Annotated in this window: 24 protein-coding genes; 14 read left to right on the top strand and 10 right to left on the bottom strand. The window is 65.3% G+C overall.

Annotated elements, in window-relative coordinates; genetic code table 11:
• Positions 1 to 166 precede the first annotated feature (166 nt).
• Positions 167 to 439 (bottom strand): hypothetical protein, encoded by a 273-nt coding sequence (locus tag BBTA_RS01710; RefSeq protein ID WP_012040699.1) that lies wholly within the window; start codon positions 437 to 439, stop codon positions 167 to 169.
• 278 nt (positions 440 to 717) lie between these two features.
• Complete coding sequence (locus BBTA_RS01705; RefSeq protein WP_012040698.1) at positions 718 to 1,023, bottom strand: hypothetical protein; 306 nt, start codon at positions 1,021 to 1,023, stop codon at positions 718 to 720.
• A 141-nt stretch (positions 1,024 to 1,164) separates the two neighbouring features.
• Between BBTA_RS01705 and BBTA_RS01700 the strand changes: the two genes are divergently transcribed.
• From BBTA_RS01700 to BBTA_RS01680, 5 genes are all read left to right on the top strand, one after another.
• Positions 1,165 to 1,563 (top strand): metallopeptidase family protein, encoded by a 399-nt coding sequence (locus tag BBTA_RS01700; protein WP_041750257.1) that lies wholly within the window; start codon positions 1,165 to 1,167, stop codon positions 1,561 to 1,563.
• A 93-nt stretch (positions 1,564 to 1,656) separates the two neighbouring features.
• Entirely contained in the window at positions 1,657 to 2,259 is a 603-nt protein-coding gene (leuD, locus tag BBTA_RS01695; protein ID WP_012040696.1) for a 3-isopropylmalate dehydratase small subunit, read from the top strand.
• An 85-nt stretch (positions 2,260 to 2,344) separates the two neighbouring features.
• Entirely contained in the window at positions 2,345 to 3,142 is a 798-nt protein-coding gene (locus BBTA_RS01690) for a hypothetical protein (protein WP_012040695.1), read from the top strand.
• Between the two features lie 110 nt (positions 3,143 to 3,252).
• Positions 3,253 to 3,669, top strand: coding sequence for a DUF6455 family protein (locus tag BBTA_RS01685; protein WP_012040694.1), 417 nt, complete (start codon positions 3,253 to 3,255; stop codon positions 3,667 to 3,669).
• Positions 3,670 to 3,708: 39 nt separating this feature from the next.
• The gene (locus tag BBTA_RS01680; protein ID WP_012040693.1) at positions 3,709 to 4,080 is read left to right on the top strand and encodes a cytochrome c; all 372 of its coding nucleotides are present in this window, start codon (positions 3,709 to 3,711) and stop codon (positions 4,078 to 4,080) included.
• 3 nt (positions 4,081 to 4,083) lie between these two features.
• Here the strand turns inward: BBTA_RS01680 and BBTA_RS01675 are convergent, their stop codons facing one another.
• Positions 4,084 to 4,962 carry a CoA ester lyase gene (locus tag BBTA_RS01675; protein ID WP_012040692.1) on the bottom strand — a complete coding sequence of 293 codons (879 nt, stop codon included), beginning with the start codon at positions 4,960 to 4,962 and terminating at the stop codon, positions 4,084 to 4,086.
• Between the two features lie 100 nt (positions 4,963 to 5,062).
• Here BBTA_RS01675 and BBTA_RS01670 point away from each other — a divergent pair, with 100 nt between their 5' ends.
• The gene (locus BBTA_RS01670) at positions 5,063 to 5,707 is read left to right on the top strand and encodes a carbonic anhydrase (RefSeq protein WP_012040691.1); all 645 of its coding nucleotides are present in this window, start codon (positions 5,063 to 5,065) and stop codon (positions 5,705 to 5,707) included.
• A 66-nt stretch (positions 5,708 to 5,773) separates the two neighbouring features.
• Here the strand turns inward: BBTA_RS01670 and BBTA_RS01665 are convergent, their stop codons facing one another.
• On the bottom strand, positions 5,774 to 6,340 hold the full coding sequence (locus BBTA_RS01665; RefSeq protein WP_012040690.1) for a TIGR00645 family protein: 567 nt from the start codon (positions 6,338 to 6,340) through the stop codon (positions 5,774 to 5,776).
• 42 nt (positions 6,341 to 6,382) lie between these two features.
• Entirely contained in the window at positions 6,383 to 7,417 is a 1,035-nt protein-coding gene (locus BBTA_RS01660) for an aspartate-semialdehyde dehydrogenase (RefSeq protein WP_012040689.1), read from the bottom strand.
• Positions 7,418 to 7,531: 114 nt separating this feature from the next.
• Between BBTA_RS01660 and BBTA_RS01655 the strand changes: the two genes are divergently transcribed.
• Positions 7,532 to 8,332 carry a hypothetical protein gene (locus BBTA_RS01655; protein WP_012040688.1) on the top strand — a complete coding sequence of 267 codons (801 nt, stop codon included), beginning with the start codon at positions 7,532 to 7,534 and terminating at the stop codon, positions 8,330 to 8,332.
• Between the two features lie 228 nt (positions 8,333 to 8,560).
• Positions 8,561 to 8,929 (top strand): hypothetical protein, encoded by a 369-nt coding sequence (locus tag BBTA_RS01650; RefSeq protein WP_012040687.1) that lies wholly within the window; start codon positions 8,561 to 8,563, stop codon positions 8,927 to 8,929.
• 1,037 nt (positions 8,930 to 9,966) lie between these two features.
• Here the strand turns inward: BBTA_RS01650 and leuB are convergent.
• The gene (leuB, locus tag BBTA_RS01645) at positions 9,967 to 11,079 is read right to left on the bottom strand and encodes a 3-isopropylmalate dehydrogenase (protein ID WP_012040686.1); all 1,113 of its coding nucleotides are present in this window, start codon (positions 11,077 to 11,079) and stop codon (positions 9,967 to 9,969) included.
• Between the two features lie 268 nt (positions 11,080 to 11,347).
• Between leuB and BBTA_RS01640 the strand changes: the two genes are divergently transcribed.
• Positions 11,348 to 12,547 carry a YbfB/YjiJ family MFS transporter gene (locus tag BBTA_RS01640; RefSeq protein WP_012040685.1) on the top strand — a complete coding sequence of 400 codons (1,200 nt, stop codon included), beginning with the start codon at positions 11,348 to 11,350 and terminating at the stop codon, positions 12,545 to 12,547.
• A gap of 73 nt (positions 12,548 to 12,620) precedes the next feature.
• Here the strand turns inward: BBTA_RS01640 and BBTA_RS01635 are convergent, their stop codons facing one another.
• The 3 genes from BBTA_RS01635 to BBTA_RS01625 form a co-directional block, all read right to left on the bottom strand.
• Positions 12,621 to 13,403 carry a molybdopterin-dependent oxidoreductase gene (locus BBTA_RS01635; RefSeq protein ID WP_012040684.1) on the bottom strand — a complete coding sequence of 261 codons (783 nt, stop codon included), beginning with the start codon at positions 13,401 to 13,403 and terminating at the stop codon, positions 12,621 to 12,623.
• A gap of 14 nt (positions 13,404 to 13,417) precedes the next feature.
• Complete coding sequence (locus tag BBTA_RS01630; protein WP_012040683.1) at positions 13,418 to 14,047, bottom strand: cytochrome b/b6 domain-containing protein; 630 nt, start codon at positions 14,045 to 14,047, stop codon at positions 13,418 to 13,420.
• 207 nt (positions 14,048 to 14,254) lie between these two features.
• Positions 14,255 to 14,809, bottom strand: coding sequence for a fasciclin domain-containing protein (locus tag BBTA_RS01625; RefSeq protein ID WP_012040682.1), 555 nt, complete (start codon positions 14,807 to 14,809; stop codon positions 14,255 to 14,257).
• A gap of 453 nt (positions 14,810 to 15,262) precedes the next feature.
• On the opposite strand from BBTA_RS01625, the gene BBTA_RS01620 reads away from it, so the two are divergent.
• Positions 15,263 to 15,679, top strand: a complete 417-nt coding sequence (locus tag BBTA_RS01620) for a hypothetical protein (protein ID WP_244424294.1) — start codon at positions 15,263 to 15,265, stop codon at positions 15,677 to 15,679.
• A gap of 12 nt (positions 15,680 to 15,691) precedes the next feature.
• On the opposite strand, the gene BBTA_RS01615 is transcribed toward BBTA_RS01620, so the two are convergent.
• The gene (locus BBTA_RS01615; protein WP_012040680.1) at positions 15,692 to 16,879 is read right to left on the bottom strand and encodes a DNA topoisomerase IB; all 1,188 of its coding nucleotides are present in this window, start codon (positions 16,877 to 16,879) and stop codon (positions 15,692 to 15,694) included.
• A 381-nt stretch (positions 16,880 to 17,260) separates the two neighbouring features.
• On the opposite strand from BBTA_RS01615, the gene acs reads away from it, so the two are divergent.
• The 4 genes from acs (at position 17,261) to BBTA_RS01595 (ending at position 22,948) form a co-directional block, all read left to right on the top strand.
• Complete coding sequence (gene acs, locus BBTA_RS01610) at positions 17,261 to 19,213, top strand: acetate--CoA ligase (RefSeq protein ID WP_012040679.1); 1,953 nt, start codon at positions 17,261 to 17,263, stop codon at positions 19,211 to 19,213.
• 48 nt (positions 19,214 to 19,261) lie between these two features.
• The gene (locus BBTA_RS01605) at positions 19,262 to 20,038 is read left to right on the top strand and encodes a hypothetical protein (RefSeq protein ID WP_012040678.1); all 777 of its coding nucleotides are present in this window, start codon (positions 19,262 to 19,264) and stop codon (positions 20,036 to 20,038) included.
• 175 nt (positions 20,039 to 20,213) lie between these two features.
• A complete protein-coding gene (locus BBTA_RS01600; RefSeq protein WP_012040677.1) occupies positions 20,214 to 20,750 on the top strand; it encodes a L,D-transpeptidase in 537 nt (178 codons plus the stop codon).
• A 167-nt stretch (positions 20,751 to 20,917) separates the two neighbouring features.
• Entirely contained in the window at positions 20,918 to 22,948 is a 2,031-nt protein-coding gene (locus BBTA_RS01595) for a methyl-accepting chemotaxis protein (protein ID WP_012040676.1), read from the top strand.
• Positions 22,949 to 23,010 lie beyond the last annotated feature (62 nt).

Below are 23,010 nucleotides of genomic sequence, written 5' to 3'. Positions count from 1 at the left end.
GATGCCGATCCCAAGCCAAGTCTTATTGTGCCAAGTCGTATTATGCCGAATCGTGTCGAGCGGTGCATTCATGGCAGACCCCATCGCCAGCCCGCCATGAAACTACAGGCCCGCGAAGCGGGCCTGTTTGATTTCGATCATGACCCGCAAAGCAGGGTCGCGAGGCTCACCAGTGCCGGTGATGCCGATGCCAGTGGCGGTGCGGATGCCAATGGCGATGCGGGTGCCAGTGACGCCGCGGGTGCCAATAGTGCCGGCGGGGATGCCAATGGCGGCGTCCGTGCCAATGCACCTGAGAGGTCTCCTGGACCGTGCCCTGCTGCACCGCCGTCGCGGCGCCCGGATTGATGAGCGACAGCGCTTGCGCGCGTTCGGCCGGTGCCGCCAGCGCCAGGACAGCACCGATCGCCGCGATGCCCAACAGCTTCGTCACAGTCATGAACTTCTCCTTGGATCGGCTGAGATCACGTCAGGCACCGAACGCTCGTTCATCAACTGAATGATGGCGACCGTCACGGCACGACGCAGATCAATCTCGAACGAGCGACGTGAATAGGACCTGAAGACCTGCGCACGGAGCAGAATGCCGAATCGCCGCGCGCGGTTCCGCCGCAGCGCGCGACATATCGCGCACTGTGTCGAGAAGGTCACGCCAGATGAAAGATCATGACAGCCCGATGGGGACTATGCCGCTGCTCCGTGCCGCACGCGCGTCGATCAGCCTCGCCGCCATGTGCAGCTCATATGGGGGACGATGACGGTCCCGCTCGGCCGATTCTCTTGGACATAGGTCGCGTCGCACACCCTGACCGCATTCGGCCCCGGATTATAGCGCGGCACCACGTCCGGCTCCCAATGCCCCTCATAGCGGGGATAGATCGGAACCCGCCGCGGACGGCGCTGCGCCGAAACATCCGTGCTCGCGCCGCTCGGGATGGAGCGCAACTGCGCACCGGTCGGCTGCTCCGCCCGGGCCGGGATCGAGATCAGGAACGCCGCTGCGAGCGCTGTTCCAGCGAGCATCATCGACATCCGGCTCATGCATCCCCCTACCCAAATCGTGCGGCACGACGGTCGCCGTTTTCACCCCTCGCGTCAACGGCCACCGCGCCTGAGGACATAAACCAGGATGCATCATGATCAAAGCCGGGCTAGAAGGCGGCGATGTGGACAGATTTGAAAGCTCCCTCGCTCGCCGACATGGAAGTCATGGCGCATGAGATGTTCGAGCGCCTGCCCGAGCATTTCCGCACCATGTGCGAAGGCGTCATCATCCGGGTCGACGACTTCCCGACCGAGGAGGTGCTCGACCAGTTGGACGCCGAGAGCGAATTCGACCTGCTCGGCCTGTTCCAGGGCACCGGGGTGCCGTTCCGCAGCAATGACGACCTGCCACGCCTGCCCAACATGATCTGGCTCTATCGGCGCCCGATCCTCGATTACTGGGCCGAGCACGACGAAAGCCTCGGCCACATCGTCCGCCATGTCCTGATCCACGAGATCGGCCACCATTTCGGAATGTCCGACGACGACATGGCCGCGATCGAGGCCTCCGTCGACTGACGATCGCGGCCGACTCTCCGGGGATTTTGACTTTATCCGCCTCGGCAATCGGGCTAAACAGCAGCCTGAACGATATTCTCGAAGGTGCCCCCGATGGACAAGTTCACCACGCTGGAAGGCGTCGCTGCGCCGCTGAAGATCATCAATGTCGACACCGACATGATCATCCCCAAGCAGTACCTCAAGACCATCAAGCGCACCGGTCTCGGCAAGGGCCTGTTCTCGGAGCAGCGCTACAAGGACGACGGCAGCGAGAACCCTGATTTCGTCCTCAACCAGCCGGCCTATCGCAACGCCAAGATCCTCGTCGCCGGCGACAATTTCGGCTGCGGCTCGAGCCGCGAGCACGCCCCCTGGGCGCTCCTGGACTTCGGCATCCGCTGCGTGATCTCGACCTCGTTCGGCGACATTTTCTACAATAACTGCTTCAAGAACGGAATCTTGCCGATCCGCGTCTCGCAGGCCGATCTCGACAAGCTGTTCGACGACGCCGAGCGCGGCGCCAATGCGACCCTGACGGTCGACCTTGCGAGCCAGGAAATCCGCGGCCCCGACGGCGGCACGGTGAAATTCGACATTGACCCGTTCCGCAAGCACTGCCTGCTCAACGGGCTCGACGATATCGGGCTGACGCTGGAGAAGAAGGCCTCGATCGACAGCTACGAGGCCAAGCTGGCGGAGCGCGCCTGGGCCTGATCACGGGGCTCAGCACCAGAGTTCACAGGCCCCGGACCTTGTCCGGGGCTTTGTTTCGAGCGTGGTTCACGAGAGCGGTCCTCATTTGACGCGTGTATTGCCCGAGGTCGTCACCTTCTGGCGCGGACCGCTCGACCGGCTGCGCCAGACCTGCCTGCGCTCGCAGCTCGCCGCCGGTCACAAGGTCACGGTCTACAGCTTCGACCCGCTGCCCGGGCTGCCCGATGGCGTCGGTAACGCCGAGGCCGAGGCGATCCTGCCTTATGCGTTCTCCGAACGTCTCAGGCCGCCGCAGCCCGACGGCAGCTGGCGCGACTGGACCACCTTGCAGTTCAGCGACTTCTTCCGCATGCGGCTGATGGCGCAAGGCGCCGGACTCTGGCTCGACGCCGACGTGCTGCTGCTGCGCCCGGTCGAGATCGATCCGGCCAAGCCTTATTTCGCCTGGGAACGGCCGCGGCAGCTCGGCAACTCGGTGCTCTATCTGCCGCCGAACGATCCGATCGTCGCCGAATTCGACGCGCTGATGGCGCAGGAGGAGCTGACGCCGAACTGGCTGTCGCTGCGTCACCGGCTGACCTTTGCGCTCCGGCGGCTGCGCGGCGTCTCGAACCGCCTGTCGGACATCCGCGTCGCCATTTTCGGCCCGGCGGCGCTGACCGCGCTGGCCCGCCGCCACGGCTTGCTCCGCCATGCGCTGCCGAAGCGCAGCTTCTATGCGGTGCATGCCGAGCCCAAGGCGTTCTTCGATCCGTCCGACTTCGCCGGGCTGATCGGCGACCCGGCCATCATCGGGCTGCACATCTCGCCCAAGGGCCGCGGCGGCGAAGCCCCGCTGCCCGGCAGCCTGTACGGCTGGGCGGCCGACCGCTTCGGCGCCTGAGCCCTCCGCCTGCTCCCTGCGCGGTCCGCACGGCCGCCCCCCTGCTTGATCTAACGCAACGTCGGTTCGCCGGCCCGGTGATTGATTGCAGCCATCATCGGAGACGAGCCATGACCGCCCAAGCGAAGCCCTATCCACGCGTCCAATTCCTGATCGACACGTTCGCGCAATGGCTCCGGCATCGGCGCGAGCTCAGCGAGCTGAGGCAGCTCGATCGCGACGATTTCGAGCGCATCGCGATGGACCTGCAGGTCACGCCGGCGGATCTCGACGAATTGGTCCGGCACGGCGAGCACGCCGCCGACGAGCTGCCGCAAATGCTCAAGGCGCTCGGCATCGACGAGGCCGCGCTCGGCCGCGCCGAGCCGCTGGTGTTGCGCGACATGGAGCGGGTTTGCGCCATGTGCAAGGACAAGCCGCGCTGCCATCGCGATCTGGCGGCGGGCACATCCGCCGCGCATTACGAGGACTATTGTCTCAACGCACCGACCATCGACCGCCTGGGCGCCGCCGCCGCGAAGCACTGACGGCGTCTCACCTCACGTCCCCGAGAGCGGAGCAACGCGATGAGCCTGCCAAAGCTGCACCGCAACACCTGGCTCCATGTCGGCGCCGCGATCCTGCTCGCGCTCGGCGCGATGCTGCTGATCCGGCTGCACAATGCCGGCGGCGTCACGCCGGCCACCGAAAGCGTTCAGGCCGGCCGCAAGCTGGCGGAAGCGTGGTGCAGCTCCTGCCACGCCATCGACGCCGGGGGATCCCGGGCCCAGACCACGACGGCGCCTGATTTCGTCGCCGTCGCCAACATGCCGTCGACCACGGAGCTGGCGCTGAAAGTGTTCCTGCAGAGCAGTCACCCGACGATGCCCAACGTCGTCCTGACGGCCGAGCAGCGCGGCGACCTCGTCAACTACATCCTCAGCCTGAAGCACATCTGAGAACTACTTCCCCACCGCGGCGATCGCATCCGCGATCGCGATCGTCCGTCGCGCCATGTCGGCATGCAGCCGCTCGACCATGCGGCCATCGATCTGAATCGCTCCGCGCGACGCGTTTTCCGGCAATTCGAAGGCGGCGATGATCCTGCGCGCGGCCGCGACCTCCTCGGCCGGCGGCGTGAAGATGGCGTTGCAGGCATCGATCTGGCCGGGATGAATCAGCGTCTTACCGTCGAAGCCGAGGTCGCGGGCCTGGATGCATTCCTGCGCGAAGCCGTCAGTATTGGCGAAATCGCTGTAGGGCCCGTCCAGAATCTCCAGCCCATGGGCGCGCGTCGCCAGGATGCAGTGGCTGATCATCGGCAGCATCGTCGCGCGACCCGGCAGCATGCGGATGCGGGTCTCGCGCGAGATGTCGTTCGGGCCGAACACGAAGCCCGCCAGCCGCGAGCCCGCCTCGTGCACCGTCGCCGCGAGGCGATCGGCATCGAGCACGGCCCGCGCGGTCTCGATCATCGCCCACACCTTCAACGCCGGATCGGCGCCGACCTCGGCCAGGCGGTCGCTCACCAGGCGCAGATCCTCCACCGTCGAGACCTTGGGAACCAGGATGCCGTCGGTCGCGGCCTGGCCGGCCATCGCGACGTCGTCAGCCCACCACGCCGTGTCCAGGCTGTTGATGCGGATCAGCAGTTCCCGCTTGCCGTAACCGTCGGCGGCAACCGCCTTGGCGATCTGCTCGCGCGCGGCGGCCTTGGCATCGGGCGCCACGGAATCCTCGAGATCCAGGATCAGCCCGTCGGCCGGCAGGTTCCGGCCCTTCTCCAGCGCGCGTGCATTGGAGCCGGGCATGAAGAGAAGACTGCGGCGCGGGCGGATCATTCGGCGTTTCCCTTGGTTTATCGAAGCGGCCCGCGATACCATTTCGGCGGCCGCCCCGAAAGGCTTGTTCCCGTCAGCCGCATGTGTTTAGGCATGGTCCATGGTCTCGTTTCCGCAACGCCTGCTCGACGGCTATCGCGCCTTCACCACCCAACGCCTGCCCACCGAACAGAGCCGCTATCTGGAGCTGTCCGAGCGCGGCCAGTCGCCCGACGTGATGGTGATCGGCTGCTGCGATTCCCGCGTCTCGCCGGAGGTGATCTTCGACGTCGGTCCGGGGGAATTGTTCGTGCTCCGGAACATCGCCAATCTGGTGCCGATCTATCAGCCTGATGCCAATGCCCATGGCGTGTCGGCGGCGCTGGAATATGCCGTCACCGTGCTCAAGGTGAAGCACATCGTCATCCTCGGCCATGCCCAATGCGGCGGCATCCGCGCCTTCGTCGACAAGGCGGCGCCGCTGTCGCCTGGCGATTTCATCGGCCGCTGGATGTCGATGTTCATCAAGCCGGGCGAGGTGGTCGAGCAGCGCAACCACGAGTCCTTCCAGGATTTCGTGACAAGGATCGAGAAGGCCGCGGTGTTCCGCAGCCTCGAGAACCTGATGACCTTTCCGTTCGTGCGCAGCCGCGTCGAGGCCGGTGACCTCCAGCTGCACGGCGCCTATTTCGGTGTCGCCGAGGGATCGCTGTTCGTACTCGACACGGCCACCAAGGAATTCAAGAGCGCGCGAAGTGGCGAATAGCGAATTGGGCGTGGCGAGTAGTTCGTCTGCCCTCTTCGCCATTCGCTACTCCCTATTCGCCCCGCGTCAGTGCCCGCCGCTCCAGCGATCCGACAGCGCCAGCATCACGGTCGAGACGACGAAGGTCATGTGCACGCCGACCAGCCAGGCGAGCTTGACCGAGTCGTAGCCCGCGTCGAGATTCATGAACGCCTTGAGCAGCTGGATCGCCGAGATCGCGACGATCGAGGCGAGCAGCTTCTGCTTCAGGCCGGCGAAGTCGACCTTGGTCATCCATTCCGGCCAGTCCGGATGGCCGCCGGGATCGATGCGCGAGACGAAGTTCTCATAGCCTGAGAACACCACGATCAGCACCAGATTGCCGGTCAGGCAGACATCGATCAGGCTGAGCACGCCGAGGATGATGTCGCTCTCCTTGGCGGTGGGAAGATGCACGACATTCTCCCACAGCAGCAGCACGAATTTGAACAGGAGCACGGCGAGGCTGACGATCAGCCCGACATAGAAGGGCGCCATCAACCAGCGGCTCTTGAACAGGAAGCCCTCGAGCCCGCGCTCCAGCTTCGACGGCGCATGCTGGCCGGACACGGGCGCCTGCACCCGCGTCGGCTCGGTCGTTGTTTTTTCAGCCACGTTCGATCCCACCCCGAAGCCGCTGCGTGCTGAAATCCTCGCTCAGGCGGCCTTCTTCTTGGCCGTGATCAACTTGCGATTGATGAGGACTTCCGCGATCTGGATGGCGTTGAGGGCCGCGCCCTTGCGCAGATTGTCCGACACGCACCAGAAGGCGAGGCCGTTCTCGACCGTCGCGTCCTCGCGGATGCGGCTGATATAGGTCGCGTCCTCGCCAGCGGCCTCATAGGGCGTCGCGTAGCCGCCGGGCTCCTGCTTGTCGATGACCAGGCAGCCCGGCGCACGGCGGAGAATCTCGCGCGCTTCATCCGCGGTGATCGGCTGCTCGAACTCGACGTTGACCGCCTCGGAGTGGCCGACGAACACCGGCACGCGCACGCAGGTCGCGGTCAGCTTGATCTTCGGATCCAGGATCTTCTTGGTCTCCGCCATCATCTTCCACTCTTCCTTGGTGAAGCCGTCTTCCATGAAGACGTCGATGTGCGGGATGACGTTGAAGGCGATGCGCTTGGGGAATTTCTTGTTGACCAGCTCGTCATTGGTGTAGACGGCCTTGGTCTGCGAGAACAGCTCGTCCATCGCGTCCTTGCCGGCGCCCGAGACCGATTGATAGGTAGACACCACGACGCGCTTGATGTGGGCCTTGTCATGCAGCGGCTTCAGCGCGACGACGAGCTGCGCGGTCGAGCAGTTCGGATTGGCGATGATATGCTTCTTGGTGAAGCCCGCGGCGGCATCGGCATTGACCTCGGGCACGATCAGCGGCACGTCGGGATCCATGCGCCAGGCCGACGAATTGTCGATCACGACCGCACCGGCGGCGCCGATCTTCGGCGACCACTCCTTCGAGACCGTGCCACCGGCGGACATCAGGCAGATGTCGACATCGGCAAAATCGTAGTGCTCGAGCGCTTTGACCTTCAGCGTGCGGTCGCCATAGGACACTTCGACGCCGACGCTGCGGCGTGAGGCGAGCGCCACGACCTCGTCCGCGGGGAATTTGCGCTCATCCAGAATATTGAGCATTTCCCGTCCGACATTGCCGGTCGCGCCGACCACTGCGACTTTGTAACCCATCATTCACTCTCCGAAGAAAAATGGCCGACCGCGCATATCAGCGGAAACGGAAGCGGCAGCGCTTCTATGCGAGAAACGTCCCTGACACAACGTTACCACGATGTCTCGCCTTTGATGCATTCCGATTCGGCCAGAACAGCCACCGCCTCCCGATCCGCATACGTCCTGCAGGGGCTTGAAAGCTTCGCGGACGAGGTCTGCGGCACGGTGGCGCGCCTGTTCGCTTATGTGGGGGCTCTGGCGCTGCTCGCCATGCTCGGCGTGGCCGGCTGGCAGCATCTCGACGGCGACGACGCGCCCACCGGCCGGGCCGGCTGGACGCTGGCCGACGGGGCGGTGCCGGCATTCTCCCTCCGTCTGACCGACCAGCCCGACAAGACGGCCACCTATACGGTGCTCACCCATCCCGAGGGCGGCCGCAAGGACGTGCTGCGCTGGGGCGAGCCCGCTGACCGCCCCGCGGCGGAACTCGAGGTCTATCGATTCGGCCCAGAGCGCGATGCGCGGCGTGACCCCCGCGCCGATCTCGCAATCCGGATGGGCCAAGGCGGCGCCGCCGACCTGGAGACCGCCGGGGTGATCGACAGCCGGTTCGGGCCGGTCAGCCTGATCCGGCCGGCCGGCGCGTCCGAAGGCCCCCGCGCCTGCCTCGGTTTTCTGAAGACCATCGCCGAGCCGGCCTTGCGGATCTCCGGCTGGTCCTGCCAGGGCGTCACCATGCCGACGCGGCGCGCGATGGTCGGCTGCATGCTCAACCGGCTGACCTTGCTCGCACCTGAACAGGACCGCGCGCTGGGCCAATTGTTCGCCGGACCCGAGCCGCGGCGCGGCGGTTGCGACGCGCCCGCGACGGCCGGCAGCGCCGGCGATTGGGTGATGTCGACCGCCAATCCGAGGCTGCGCGGCGCGCTTTGAATGTCTGAATGGGTCTGCCCGTTGCTGCACGCGACAGCGCCACATTGGCGCCGCCGCCCTTGCTGCCAAGTGACGGATTTTGATGCAACTTTCCCGCCACAGCGGGAATTTATCTTGCGGCCGGCCGCCGGAATGACCTTGTGATGCCACAGCCGACGCAGATATTGTGCGGGCCAAATCATGCGCATGGCGTGCGCCGGCCGCTTGAGGCGCGAGGAAGAGGACGTGATGATTGAATTTTCTGCCGCAACCCGGGCCTTGACCCTGGCGGTGATCGCCGCGACCGGTCTTGCCGTCACGTCTGCCGATGCCGCCCCGACCAAGCGCCGCGCCACCGTGGCCTATTCCGGCAACGGCCCGAACTATTCCTATCAGTCCGGCCCGCGGACCCGCGTGTATGTCAGCAAGCGCTCCTGGCTCGATGGCGGCACCGAAGTGCTGCCGGGTGACCGCAAGTTCAGCGACTATGCCTTCCCGCCGGCCGTCGGCTATCCATCGTTCGCCCGCGAGAACCTCAACCGTCCGATCGATCGCCAACCGCTGATGGCGCCGTCCGATCTCGGCGGCTATCCGACCCGGATTCCGATCCCCTACTGAGGGCTGCGGCATCACCCGATCACCAAGGCCGGGCTCTGCCCGGCTTTTTGCGTTCGGAGGGCGATCCAAGCATTCTCTCGTCATTCAAGCATCTTCGAGCAACTCACGCTGCCATCGCCCGGCCCGACCGGGCGATCCAGTAGTCCAGAGGCGGCGAAGAGTGAGCCGAGAGGCCGCGGCGTACTGGATGTCCCGCCTGCGCGGGACATGACGATCGCGACAACAAGCGAGCGCTTTCTCGCGGCGCCGTCGCGTCCGAGTCATCCGGCACGTTCCGCCCTCATCCAAAGCAAGGGCGCAGGGAAGGCCAGGCCTCCGCTGAGGCCTGCGGCCCGCCTGCGAAAGAAAATGCAGGCGGCAGGTACCACAGGTCCAGCCGGCGCGACCCGGCCCTCCCTGCGCGATGGGCTCACGCTTACTCTGCGCTCTCCTCGGTGTCCGGCTTGATAGCCACCGTCGCCATGGGGATGATCACCCCACAGGCTTGGCGCCGGCATCGGGGCGCCAGGACCACGCAGCTTCGCGTCCGCAAGAGCCTCGTTCGTCCGCACGTCCGTCAGGACATGCTGCGCGCCCGCGCGGCCACCGCATCCCCGCCTCACGCCTCGTGACGATCGCGAAACGCCCCTTGCAAGCGAAGCGGGATGGCCCGAGAAACCATGAATTCTGGAAAAGAGAAAGCCGATTCTTGCCCGCGGCATGGACGGATCGTCCGATCCATTTGAAGGCGCGGATGAAATCAGTTTTTCGCCGCAGCAGATTTGGCGGATGAGTGCGTCTGTAGGAGCCCATGATTGGCTGCAATCGCGCAACTGCGCCGCACTGATTTGCCCGACGAGTCGTCTTTGTGGATCAGCCCGCGGAAGCGGTCTTGATCGTCACCCCATCGCAACCACAGATCACGTCATGGCAGCAAAGTCGCATCTGCGATGCTTCGAGCTATGCAGATGCGCCGCGACGGCTCACCTCCCCTTGCGGGGAGGGGAGCGCAAAGTTCGCGCGGCGGGACCTCGGCTCCGATGAGCATCCGCGTCCGACTACGCGGTGAGCTTCTCCAGCTCCTTGATGATCGCCTCGCCCATCTGCGCGGTCGATGCGGGCGTCGAACCTTCGGCCTTGATGTCGGCGGTGCGCAGGCCTGATGCGAGCACGGCGGCGATCGCGGCATCGAGCTTGTCGGCGAGGGCGCCGAGATCGAACGAATAGCGCAGCGCCATGCCGAACGAGGTCAGCATCGCGATCGGATTGGCGAGACCCTTGCCGGCGATGTCGGGGGCCGAGCCATGCACCGGCTCGTACAGCGCGCGGCGCTTGTGGGTCTTCGCATCGACCTCGCCGAGCGAGGCCGAGGGCAGCATGCCGAGCGATCCCGTCAGCATCGCCGCGATATCCGACAGCATGTCGCCGAACAGATTGTCGGTGACGATGACGTCGAACATCTTCGGATATTTCACCAGGTTCATGCCGCCGGAATCGGCGAGCTGGTGTTCGAGCGTTACGTCCTTGTACTCGCGATTGTGGACCGCAGTGACGACCTCGTTCCAGAGCACGCCCGACTTCATGACGTTGCGCTTCTCCATCGACGTCACCTTGTTGCGGCGCTTGCGCGCGAGGTCGAAGGCGACGCGGGCGATGCGCTCGATCTCATAGGTGTCGTAGACCTGGGTGTCGACGGCGCGCTTCTGGCCGTTGCCGAGATCGGTGATGGTCTTGGGCTCGCCGAAATAGACGCCGCCGGTGAGCTCGCGGACGATCATGATGTCCAGCCCCTCGACGATCTCGCGCTTCAGGCTCGAGGCATCGGCCAGCGCCGGATAGCACACCGCCGGACGCAGATTGGCGAACAGGCCGAGATCCTTGCGCAGGCGCAACAGACCGGCCTCGGGCCGCACCTCATAGGGAACGCCGTCCCATTTCGGACCGCCGACGGCGCCGAAGATGATCGCGTCGGCCGCCTTGGCCTTGTCCATGTCGGCTTCCGAGATCGACGCGCCGTGGGCGTCATAGGCCGCGCCGCCGACCAGGCCCTCTTCGGTCTCGAACGACGCGAGACCCTTGCCGTTCAGCCAGCCGATCAGCCGCTTCACCTCGGCCATGACTTCGGGGCCGATGCCGTCGCCGGGCAGCAGAAGGAGCTTGTGGGTCGCCATGGTCGTTGTCCTCATGTGGGTCGTTGTCATGGCCGGTCTCGTCCGGCCATCCGCGCCTCTGCGAGCAGGGACGGGAGGCCCGGCGTGCGGCCGGACATGACGAAGAGCGGCTTTAAAATCCGCGCGGAGTGCTAAAGCCCTCCTGCGCCGTTGGCAAGCCACCAATGTCACCGCCCGTCTTCTGTACCTGCAGACCGCGCTGTAATGTGCTCGAAAATGGCGGCCAAACAGCATGAATTGCCCGATCATCGCCGCACCGGAGCATTTCTTGCCAACATCCCAATCCGTCCCGACAGCGGTCCGCCCGGCGTTGACCAACCTCACGCTCTCGCTCGGCCCGATCATCGGTCTCGGCATCGGCCGCTTCGCCTATGCGCTGGTCCTGCCGGACATGCGCGACTCGCTGCACTGGTCGTATTCGGCCGCCGGCTTCATGAACACCGTCAATGCCGCCGGCTATCTGCTCGGCGCCCTGATCGCAGCACAACTGGCGCAGCGCGTCGGCGGGCTGGCCGCAGTGCGCGGCGGAACGCTGGCAGCGCTGGCGTCGCTTGCCGTCTGCGCCATGACGAGCGACTTCGCGGCGCTCAGCTTGGCGCGGCTCATGACCGGCATCGGCGCCGGCGTGGCGCTCGTGGCCGGCGGCGCGCTGGCGGCGCGGGTTGCACTGGCCCAGCCGGCGCGGGCGAGCTTCGTGCTCAGCCTGTTCTATGCCGGGCCGCCGCTCGGCATCGTGGTCTCCGGCCTGATCGCACCGTTCGTGCTGCAGGCGTTCGGGCCCGGCTCGTGGTGGATCGTGTGGGCGGTGCTGGCGGCGCTCGGCGCGGTGCTGATCGTGCCGCTGCTCGTGATGCCGATCCCGGCGAGCGCAGCGGCGGTGGAGACCCGCGCCGACCGCGTCTCGCTGCGGCCAATGGCGATCTATCTGGTCAGCTACTTCCTGTATGGTGCCGGCTACATCGCCTATCTCACCTTCATGATCGCCTATGTCCGCGATCTCGGCGGCGGCGCGGTGGCGCAATCCGCCTTCTGGTGCCTGATCGGGGTTGCCGGCTTCAGCACGCCCTGGGTCTGGCGCCGCGTGCTGGCGCTGGACCGCGGCGGCCGGCCGACCGCCTTCATCCTCACGGTGAACGCGATCGGCGCTGCGCTGCCATCGCTCGGCCATTCACCGGCGATGCTGGCACTGTCGGCCGCCGTGTTCGGCATCGCGTTCTCCACCGTCACCACGGCGACCACCGCCTTCGTGCGTTTCAACCTGCCGCAGAGCGCCTGGCCGCGCGCGATCGCCGCGCTGACGATCTCATTCGGTATCGGCCAGACGATGGGCCCATTCGGCGTCGGCGCGATCACCGATGCGATGGGGAGCCTGACTTATGCGTTGAACGTGTCGGCGGCGTTGTTGCTGCTCGGCGCCGCGATGGCGGCGATGCAGAGCAAGTTGAAGCGCACGGACCGCGCCTCATAAACGCTGTCGTCCCCGCGTTCGCCGGGACGACAGCGGAGATCGTGAGCACCATCTGGGCTCGACCAGCTGGAGGTCAACTCCCGCTGAACGAATTGTAGCCCTGGTCCTCCCAGTAGCCGCCCTTGTAGTCGTTGGTGACCTCCATCGCGACCACGTATTTGGGGTTCTTGAAGCCGAGCTTGGTGGGGACGCGGATCTTCATCGGGTAGCCGTAGGCGCGCGGCAGGATCTGGTCGGCGAATTTGAACGTCATCTGGGTCTGCGGATGCAGCGCGGTGCGCATATCCAGCGGCGAGTTGTAGCCGTCCTTGTCGGCGCAATTGAACCAGACATATTTCGCGCGCGTATCGGCACCGATCAGCTTGAGGAAGTCGCGCAAGGGCGTGCCGGTCCAGGAACCGATCGCGCTCCAGCCCTCGACGCAGATGTGGCGTGTCACCTGCGTGACCTGCGGCAGCGCGTGCAACTCGTCGAGCGTCCACGACTTCTTGTTGTCGACGAGGCCGCGCACATCGAGCTTCCAGTCGGCGGCATCGATCTCCGGTGCCTCGTCGAGCGTGTAGTAGGCGTTGAACGGGAACGGCTTGGTGATCGCGCTCTCCGGGAAGGTCGGCGCCAGCGCGTCCGGATTGAACATCCAGGCCTGCACCGCATCGTTGAACTTGGAGACCTTCTTCAAGAGTTCCTCGGCCGTGTCGCTGTCGACGACGTCGCAACCGGTCAGCAAGGTCAGCGCACCCAGGCTGGCACCGCCGGTGAGGAAGCGGCGTCGGGTCAGGTCAGGCATCGTCTTGAGCGAGTCCTTGATCAAGAGCCGCTTGTCGACGCCGGGAATCAGGAACGGGCGTTTGGCCATGACGATGTCTCCTCTCAGCGCCCTGTGATCATCGCGCGCAGGCTCTTCGGCACCAGCAGCGCGAGCAGGATGTGAATGACCAGGAAGGCGCAGATCAGCGCCATGCAGACGAAATGGACATAGCGCGCGGCAGGATAGTCGCCGAACAGGCTGACCAGCCAGTGCAGCTGCACCGGCTTCCACATCGACAGGCCCGTCAGCACGACGACGATACCGACCAGGATGATGCCGAGATAAAGCAGCTTCTGCACCGCGTTATAGGCGGAGAGGTCGTCATGCGACAGCTTGAAGGTCAGCGCCGCCTTGAGGTCGGCGATGACGGACGCCGGCGAAAGCGGCAGCAGCTTGCGGCGGAACCGGCCGGTGACGAGACCGGTGACGAGATAAGCGAGCCCGTTCAGCATCAGCACCCACATCGCGGCGAAGTGCCACAGCAGCGCGCCGCCGAGCCAGCCGCCGAGCGTGATGCTGCGATCGAAGCGGAAGTCGAACAGCGGCGAAGCGTTGTAGATCTGCCAGCCCGACATGATCATGACGATCATCGCCGCGGCGTTGATCCAATGCATGACGCGGACCCAGGCCGGCTGGATCACCTTGGTGCGGGACGTGCTGATCGTCGTTGCGGTGGCGGCGATGCTGGACATGACAGGCTCGGTCGTTCGGGGGTGGTCGAAAGGTTCCAGACGAATATACGCGACCTGATGACTGGTCGTTACGGGCGCAAACCGGCAAATCGATGCAGATTGCGTCCAAGCTCTCACAAAAAAGCGAGCCGGGGTGGGCCCGGCTCGCTCGTGGTCACATCCGCGAGGAGGAGGATGAACGGATGTGGCCGGTATTCCCGGGCGCGATCAGGAGGCCGGCATCAGCACGGTGTCGACCACATGGATCACGCCGTTCGACTGATTGACGTTGGGGATCGTGACCATCGAGGTTCCGCCCTTGGCGTCGACGATCATGACGTTCTTGCCCTCGCGCTTGACGGTGAGCTGCTCGCCCTCGACCGTCTTCAGAGTCTGGCCATCCTTGAGGTCGGCGGCCTCGAGCTTGCCGGGCACGACGTGATAGGTGAGGATCTTGGTCAGAGTTGCCTTGTTCTCGGGCTTGACCAGCGTGTCGACGGTGCCGGCCGGCAGCTTGCCGAAGGCGGTGTTGGTCGGCGCGAACACCGTGAACGGGCCCTTGCCCTCCAGCGTCTGCACGAGGCCCGCAGCCTTCACGGCGGCGACCAGCGTCGTGTGATCCTTCGAATTGACGGCGTTCTGGATGATGTTCTTCGACGGATACATCGCCGCACCTCCGACCATCACGGTCTTTTCCTCGGCGCGCGCGGGCGCAACGAAGGTCGAGGTCAGTGACAACGCGCTGAAGGCGGCGGCGGCGAGATAGGCAATGCGCTTGGACATGGGTAGCTCCCTAATGAAGGCGGCGGCAGTGCCGCGTGATCAGTTCGACTGCGACACCGATGCGATGGTGAGCGATGTTGCTCTTGCGTCGTGTCGGACCGAGTTACGCCGCCTCAGGCGAGCGGGTTTCGCGCCATAATTTAACGTGATGTTTGAAACCTCGGCGCGTCGAGATCGTCTCGCTCTCCGCATCGCCGGTCGATCGACGACAGAATGTCGCGCGCCGCGATGTCACAAGCGCGGAACTGATTGCGTGCCTGTCGGTCAATGGCCGATGACGCTCGACGGCGCGCACGCGCTTGAACGCGTTAACTACAATCACAACCGGCGGCGCTGCCGCACCCGGAAATTATTGCAGTTAACAATCTCTTAAGGTTGACTGATCGGCACACGGCGCCATTGCGGGAAGGGGATGTCCCGCAACTCCGGCGCTCTCGGCGGGGGTTTCCTAAAGTGAACAGAACGATCTGGATCGCGGGGTTTTGCCTCGTGATAATCTGCTGCTTGCTTGCAACAAAGATGGTGCTGGCGGCGGTTTCGCCAGCAGATCTCGACAACGAGACGACGTCGACAGTGATCGGCACGTCGGTTCCCGGCGTTGATACTCTAAGCGACACCGATCGTAGCTTCGGCACGCCGATTGACGTCAGGGAAACAACGGCTTTGCCGTTGGTCTCAAGATCGGTGCGCGCGGAAGCGCGCGGCGCGTCTGCCGCACGCCGTGTGCGAGCGGCTCATAAGAAGCAGGTGCTGCGTCCGCTCAAGCGGCATGTCGAGCCGGTGAAGACCGTGGCCGTGCCATGCCGCGAGCTCGATCCGATCGCGCGCTTCCTGGCATCGTCCAAGATCGGTCCGGGCTGTCAGGCCTGAGCTCATGGGCCGCTAGGCCGCCACGGCCATCACCACCTGGGCCAATAATTGCTCGCGCCGCGTCTGCGAGCGCTGGCCCTTCATGGTGGCCGCGAAGCGCTCAAGGATGCCGTCCTCGAACGCGGTCACGATGGTGTCGTGCACATAGCTCTTGCGACAGATCGCCGGCGTGTTGGTGAGCTCGTCGGCAGCGGCGCGGATCGCTTCCAGGATCTGCTTCTTGCGGCCGCGCGCGCTCGCCGCCGGCGTGATCCGCGACAATGTCTCCAGCGCCACCGCCGAGGCCATCAGCGTGCGGAAATCCTTCAGCGAGATCTTGATGCCGGCGATCTCGCGCAGGAAGGCGTTGACCTGCGTGGTGGAGACGGCGCGCACCACGCCCTGGGCATCGCGATACTGGAACATGCGGCGGCCGGGCAGGCCGCGCAGGATCCCGACGGCGCGCACCAGCTTGGCGGCGTCGCATTCCTTGCGCACCGCCTTGCCGCCCTTGGCCTTGAAGGTCAGCACCAGGCCGTCGTCTTCGAGAATGACGTTCGACTTCAACAATGTGGTGGCGCCGCGGGTGCCGTTCAGCCGCGCATAGGATTCATTGCCGGGGCGAATGGCGGTGCGCGCGATCAGTTCGATGACGGCCGCGAGCGCGAACTCGCGCGTCGGCTCGTCGCCGGCGAGATTTTTGGACACCGCGCGGCGGATGCGCGGCAGCGCGCCGACCAGCTTCGCCAGCCGATGCGCCTTGCGATGCTCGCGCACCTTCTCCCAGTCGGCGTGATAGCGATATTGCAGCCGCCCGGCGGCATCGATGCCGACCGCCTGCAGATGCAGACTCGGATCGGGCGCGTAGCGGACGTCGCGATAGGCCGGCGGCACCGCCATCGCGTGCAGCCGGCGAATCGTGCCGGCATGGCGGATCGGCGTGCCGTTGGCCCGGATGAAGCTGTAGCTCTTGCCGCGCTTGATGCGACGGATGGTCAACTCGGTCTGGTCGCCGAGCTTGAGGCCGATGCGCTGGGCAAGTTCCTCGACCGAGGTCTTGGCATTGGCTTGCGCGTTGGCGGCCTTGGTATGGGCGAGGTCCTTCAGCGTCAGCTTGCGCCGGGGCGGCTTGGGCGGCCACTGACCCAGCGCTTTCGCGAGCGCCACCTCGGCATCGGCCGGGCCGACCCGCGAGCTCTCGAAATTCTGCTGATCCGTCATTGCTTTAGACGCCCTGCCGTCGTGCTTATCCGCTCAATGCCCCGCGCCGCAATTTGGTTCCGGCGAGGTTATCCACAGCTTCAAGGCGATTTAGGGCGTCATCGCCCGGAAGGCGAGTCCTGAAATTTAGGCAAAACGGTTTCAGGATACCGCAAACCGACCGGTTTCGGGGTAACCTTGATGATTGGCAGCCCTCCCTGCGGCAAACCGATCTCACCTGCTGCAACCTCCACGCACAATTCTTTGATCCTGCGCAGACCGCCTCCCCGCCGAAGGTTCTACTTGTCTTGCCTTGTCGCCGCCGGTTACGCGGACGCATAGTGGAAACAACGACGGCCTGTGACGGGGTCCATCCGCAGGCCGCATGGTGGAGGGTGTGAAATGTCCGAGAAGATCTACGACGTCCCGGCTGAGTGGGCGAAACGCGCCTTCGTCGACGACGCGAAATACCAGGAGATGTATGCGCGCTCGATCAAGGATCCGAACGGCTTCTGGGCCGAGCAGGCCAAGCGCGTCGACTGGGTGAAGGCGCCTACCATCATCGAGAACGTCTCCTACGCCCCCGGCAACATCTCGATCAAATGGTTCGAGGACGGCGTCCTCAACGCCGCCTATAATTGCATCGACCGCCACCTCGCCACCCGCGCCAACCAGACCGCGATCATCTGGGAGGGCGACGATCCCTCGCAGTCCAAGAACATCACCTATCGCGAACTGCACGACGAAGTGTGCAAGATGGCCAACATCCTGCGCAACCGCAACGTCAAGAAGGGCGACCGCGTCACCATCTACCTGCCGATGATCCCGGAGGCGGCCTATGCGATGCTGGCCTGCGCCCGCATCGGCGCCATCCATTCGGTGGTGTTCGCCGGCTTCTCGCCGGATTCGCTCGCGCAGCGCATCAAGGACTGCGACTCCAAGGTCGTCATCACCGCCGATGAAGGCCTGCGCGGCGGCCGCAAGGTGCCGCTGAAGGCCAATGTCGACGCGGCGCTGAACAAGGTGGACAATGTCGACTGGGTCGTCGTGGTCAAGCGCACCGGCGGCAAGGTCGAGATGAACCCGACGCGCGACCTCTGGTATCATGAGGCCGCGGAGATGGTGACGACGGAGTGCCCGTGCGAGCCGATGCATGCGGAGGATCCGCTGTTCATCCTCTACACGTCGGGCTCGACCGGCCAGCCCAAGGGCGTGCTGCACACCACCGGCGGCTATCTCGTCTACGCCGCGATGACGCATCAATATGTGTTCGACTATCACGAGGGCGACGTCTACTGGTGCACCGCCGATGTCGGCTGGGTCACCGGCCACAGCTACATCCTCTATGGGCCGCTGGCGAACGGCGCGGTCACGCTGATGTTCGAAGGCGTGCCGAACTATCCGGACAATTCGCGGTTCTGGAACGTCATCGACAAGCACAAGGTCAACATCTTCTACACCGCGCCGACCGCGATCCGTGCGCTGATGCAGGGCGGCGATGCGCCCGTGACGAAGACCTCGCGCGCGTCGCTGCGCCTGCTCGGCTCGGTCGGCGAGCCGATCAATCCGGAGGCCTGGGAGTGGTATCACCGCGTCGTCGGCGGCGGCCGCTGCCCGATCGTCGACACCTGGTGGCAGACCGAGACCGGCGGCATCCTGATCACGCCGCTGCCCGGCGCAACCAAGCTCAAGCCCGGCTCGGCGACGCGGCCGTTCTTCGGCGTGGTTCCCGAAATCGTCGACGCCGACGGTAAGACGCTGGAGGGCGCGACCGAGGGCAATCTCTGCCTGACCCGCTCCTGGCCGGGCCAGATGCGCACCGTCTATGGCGACCATGCCCGGTTCGAGATGACCTACTTCTCGACCTACAAGGGCAAGTACTTCACCGGCGACGGCTGCCGCCGCGATGCCGATGGCTATTACTGGATCACCGGCCGCGTCGACGACGTCATCAACGTCTCCGGTCACCGCATGGGCACCGCCGAGGTCGAGAGCGCGCTGGTCGCGCATGCGAAGGTCTCGGAGGCCGCCGTGGTCGGCTATCCGCACGACATCAAGGGCCAGGGCATCTACGCCTATGTTACCCTGATGGCCGGCGAGACGCCGAGCGAGGAGCTGCGCAAGGAGCTCGTCGCCTGGGTGCGCAAGGAGATCGGACCGATCGCCTCGCCCGACCAGATCCAGTTCGCACCGGGCCTGCCCAAGACTCGCTCCGGCAAGATCATGCGCCGCATCCTGCGCAAGATCGCCGAGGACGAGCCGAGTGCGCTCGGCGATACGTCGACCCTGGCCGATCCCGGCGTGGTCGACGATCTCGTGCAGCACCGGCAGAACCGCAAGGAGAAGCAGGCCTAGCGAATGCCTGCGGGGCTGATCAGGAAACGGTTGGAGAACGTAGCCCGGATGGGCTGCGTTCTCTGGCTTTTTGCGGGTGGGATCGGGCCCTCGGCCGCGCAGCTCATCCCGCAGTCGCCCGAGCTGAAGACATCGATCGCGTTCTTCTACAGGGATCCGCGGATCGAAACCCTCACCCATGTCTTTGCGACCCTGACCACGGAAGGACGCGATTGGACGGCCTACCCGCCGGTTGCCGGCTTGCTGGGACGGACGTTTGCGCTGCATCCGGACTGGATCGACCGGCTGGCACCATCACCCGGAAACAGCAAGGCCGCTTCGGCCTTCCTCGCCGCCGTTCGGCTCTCGGGCCATGCCGCGGAAGCCGGCAAGTATCGCAGCCGCTTCGGCCCGAACGACCTCGACTCCACGCTGGAGGATCAGTTCGGCAGCGCTCCCGACCGGCTCGAGGATATCAGGATCCGGACGCCGACAGACCTGGACCTGCTGTGGGGCGCCTCGTTCGCCGAGGGTGACGGCCGTTACGTGCGCATGATCCTCGACTTCTTTGCTTCGATCACCAATCAATCTGAGCTGATTGCACTCGACACCGCGCGCATCACGGTCGCGATGGTCGGCGGTCCGAAGGACATCTACGACGCCCTGAAACATCGCTATGACGCGGCACAGCGCGGCCGGATGGTCGTTGCAGCCGCTGCGCTCTGGGCCACCGGGTCGAACGTGCGCCAGCACGACTATGTCCGGCAAGCGACGACGGCCTACATCCACGACCATCCCGGCACCTACGCCGTCCGGGCCCTGTCGGCGATCACCGGCATCAAATAGGGCTGCCCGGCGCCGGCGCAGCCCCTGTCAGGAACCGATCAGACCCACCACAACCCGGTTTGCGGGCGAGTGTTGTTTTCGGGTCATTTACTTGGGCGAGAAGTTTTTCTTTCCTCGAATGGCCCGGTGTGGCCCGGCGCGCACGGGAACCAGGCCGACAAAAGAGAGAATGACGATGCGGTTCGCGGCGATCAGGACGGCGACGGCAAAGGCGGTGGTGTTCGCAGCGGCCGCTCTGGGCGCAGGCCTTGCCACGACCGCTCCCGCGTCGGCCCGCCCCGAGCTGGTGGACATGGCCGGCGACTTTTCGCCCGGCACGATCGTGGTGAAGACCGGCGAACGAAAGCTCTACCTTGTGCTCGATGGCCGCCACGCGATGCGCTACCCGGTCGGCGTCGGCAAGGCCGGGCGGCAATGGGCCGGCACCACCAAGATCGACGGCAAGTACAAATATCCGGCCTGGGCGCCGCCCGCCGAGGTGAAGCGCGACAAGCCCAACCTCCCCGACGTCATCGCCGGCGGCTCGCCACACAACCCGATGGGCGTCGCCGCCATGACCTTGGCGGGCGGCGACTACGCCATCCACGGCACCAATGTGCCGGGCTCGGTCGGCGGCTTCGTCTCCTATGGCTGCATCCGCATGCTCAACGCTGACATCACCGATCTCTATGAGCGGGTGTCGATCGGCACGACTGTCGTGGTGACGCGCTGAAGCGCGGTCCGGCTGAAGCTATCGCAGCCGAAGCCCCCACAGAACGAACTCTCCGTTAACGACATATCCGTGGAACTTTTCACCTGTAGTTGTACGGGGTGGAGGATTTATATCTTGTTTATCTTGGTTGCGCCAACTACCCAATTACAACTTTGGGGAGTTGGTGCATGTTTCGGTTCAATTTCAAGATAGGGACGAAACTCGGGATTACGGCCGGGATCGGGGTGGTTCTGGTGGCCGGCATGTTGGCCAACCAGATCATCGGCAACCAGTCGATCGAACAGTCCAGCAAACTGGTCGTGATCAACACGGCCAACCGGGCCAACGCCCAGGCCGCAGAAGCGGCGATGCTGCGGGCGCAGATCAGCGCGCAGGACATCGGCAGCGTGGCCGCCCCGGATCGCCTGCAGGCCAGCCTGCAGGCGCTGCAGGACCATCTCGCCGCCGCAGCCAAGGAAGTTGACGCCGCACGCCAGCGCGCAACCCGTGCGGTGGCGCGGGAGATGTATGGCGAGATCCGCACGCTGATCGACAAAGCGGCGGCCGCCGGGACCGACTATGCCAAGGCGCAAGCCGATGTGCTCGCCAAGGTCGCAGCCCGCGGCCAGGCGTCTGAGGCCTGGGAACGAAGCTTTCCCAAACTCCTGACCAACCCCAGCCTCGCCGCTTCCCCCAATCATTTCAGCCTCGAGGCCGAGTTGCGAGCCGCCGACGCGGCGCTGGCGGCCGTCCGCGCGGCAAGCTGGCATTTCGCCAAGACCGGCGATGTGAAGCAGCGGGATGTCGCAACCGCGAGCGTCGACCGGCTGGTCGCAGCCCTGCAGAAGGCACGCAGCCTTGCGACCGAGAAGGACCTGCAAGCGGGAATCGACGAACTGATCGCCATCGCGACCTCGTTCAAGACGGCCGCGCTGGATTATTTCAGGGCCGATGAGGTCAGCAAGCGCGTCTTCAACGACAATGTCGCGACAACCTCGAAGGAGATCGCGAAGCGGATCGGCGAAGCCGCCACCATGGGCTCCGAAATGATGGCGCTGCGCCAGAATCAGCTGGTCGCAGAGCTGGAGCGGGTCGGCACTGTCGCGCTGATCGTCGGCGCGCTGGTCGTGCTGGTGCTGATTGGCTCCGCGGTCTTCTCCTCGCTGAGCATCGCGCGTCCGATCCGGCGGGTCGGCGAGGTGCTGCTCGAGCTCGCCGGCGGCAACAAATCGGTGACGATTCCCTACACCGAGCGCGGCGACGAGGTCGGCGACAACGCGCGCGCGGCCAGCACCTTCAGGGACAACCTGATTCGCATCGAGCAGATGGAGCTCGCCCAGAAGAACCAGGACAAGATCGCCGCGCAGCAGCGCAAGGCGGAGATGATCAAGCTCGCCGACGCGTTCCAGGCCGCCGTCGGCGGCATCGTCACCACCGTCTCGTCAGCGGCGCATCAGTTGGAGGGGGCCGCAGGCACGCTGTCCGGCACCGCCAACCAGACGCAGGTCCTGTCCAGCATGGTGGCCGCAGCCTCGGAGGAAGCCTCGACCAATGTTGGCGCGGTGGCCTCGGCGACGGAGGAGATGAGCGCCTCCGTCACCGAGATCAGCCGCCAGGTTCACGATTCCAGCCGCATCGCCAACGAAGCGGTCAAGCAGGCGGAACGCACCGACGCCCGCATCAACGAACTGCAGGCCGCCGCGGGCCGCATCGGCGACGTCGTCAAGCTGATCACCGCGATCGCCGAACAGACCAACCTGCTGGCCCTGAACGCCACGATCGAAGCCGCTCGCGCCGGTGAATCCGGACGCGGATTTGCCGTCGTGGCCAGCGAGGTCAAGGCGCTTGCGGCCCAGACCGCAAAAGCCACCGAGGACATCGGCACCCAGATCGCCGGAATGCAGGCGGCGACGCAGGAATCGGTCGCTGCGATCAAGGAAATCGGCGCAACCATCACGCAGATTTCCGACATCGCCGCGACGATCGCCGCCACGGTCGAGCAGCAAGGCGCTGCCACCCGCGAGATCGCGCGCAATGTCGGCGAGGCAGCCAAGGGGACCGCGGAGGTCGCGGAGCGGATCACGGAAGTGAACCGCGGCGCCAGCGCGACCGGCAACGCATCCGGCCAGGTGCTGGACTCGGCGCGCTCGCTCACATCCCAGAGCAGCAATCTCAAGACGGAGGTGGAGAGATTTCTAGAGACCGTGCGCGCGGCGTGACCCATTCGGCACTGCCGCGCGCCACGGCCGTGCCGTCGCCCGCCGACACGCGGGCCGGATTT

The sequence above is a fragment of the Bradyrhizobium sp. BTAi1 genome, assembly GCF_000015165.1.
In the GTDB taxonomy this organism is placed as follows: domain Bacteria; phylum Pseudomonadota; class Alphaproteobacteria; order Rhizobiales; family Xanthobacteraceae; genus Bradyrhizobium; species Bradyrhizobium denitrificans.
Note: the sequence above shows the minus strand (reverse complement) of the source record. Positions and strands in the feature narration are given on the sequence as shown.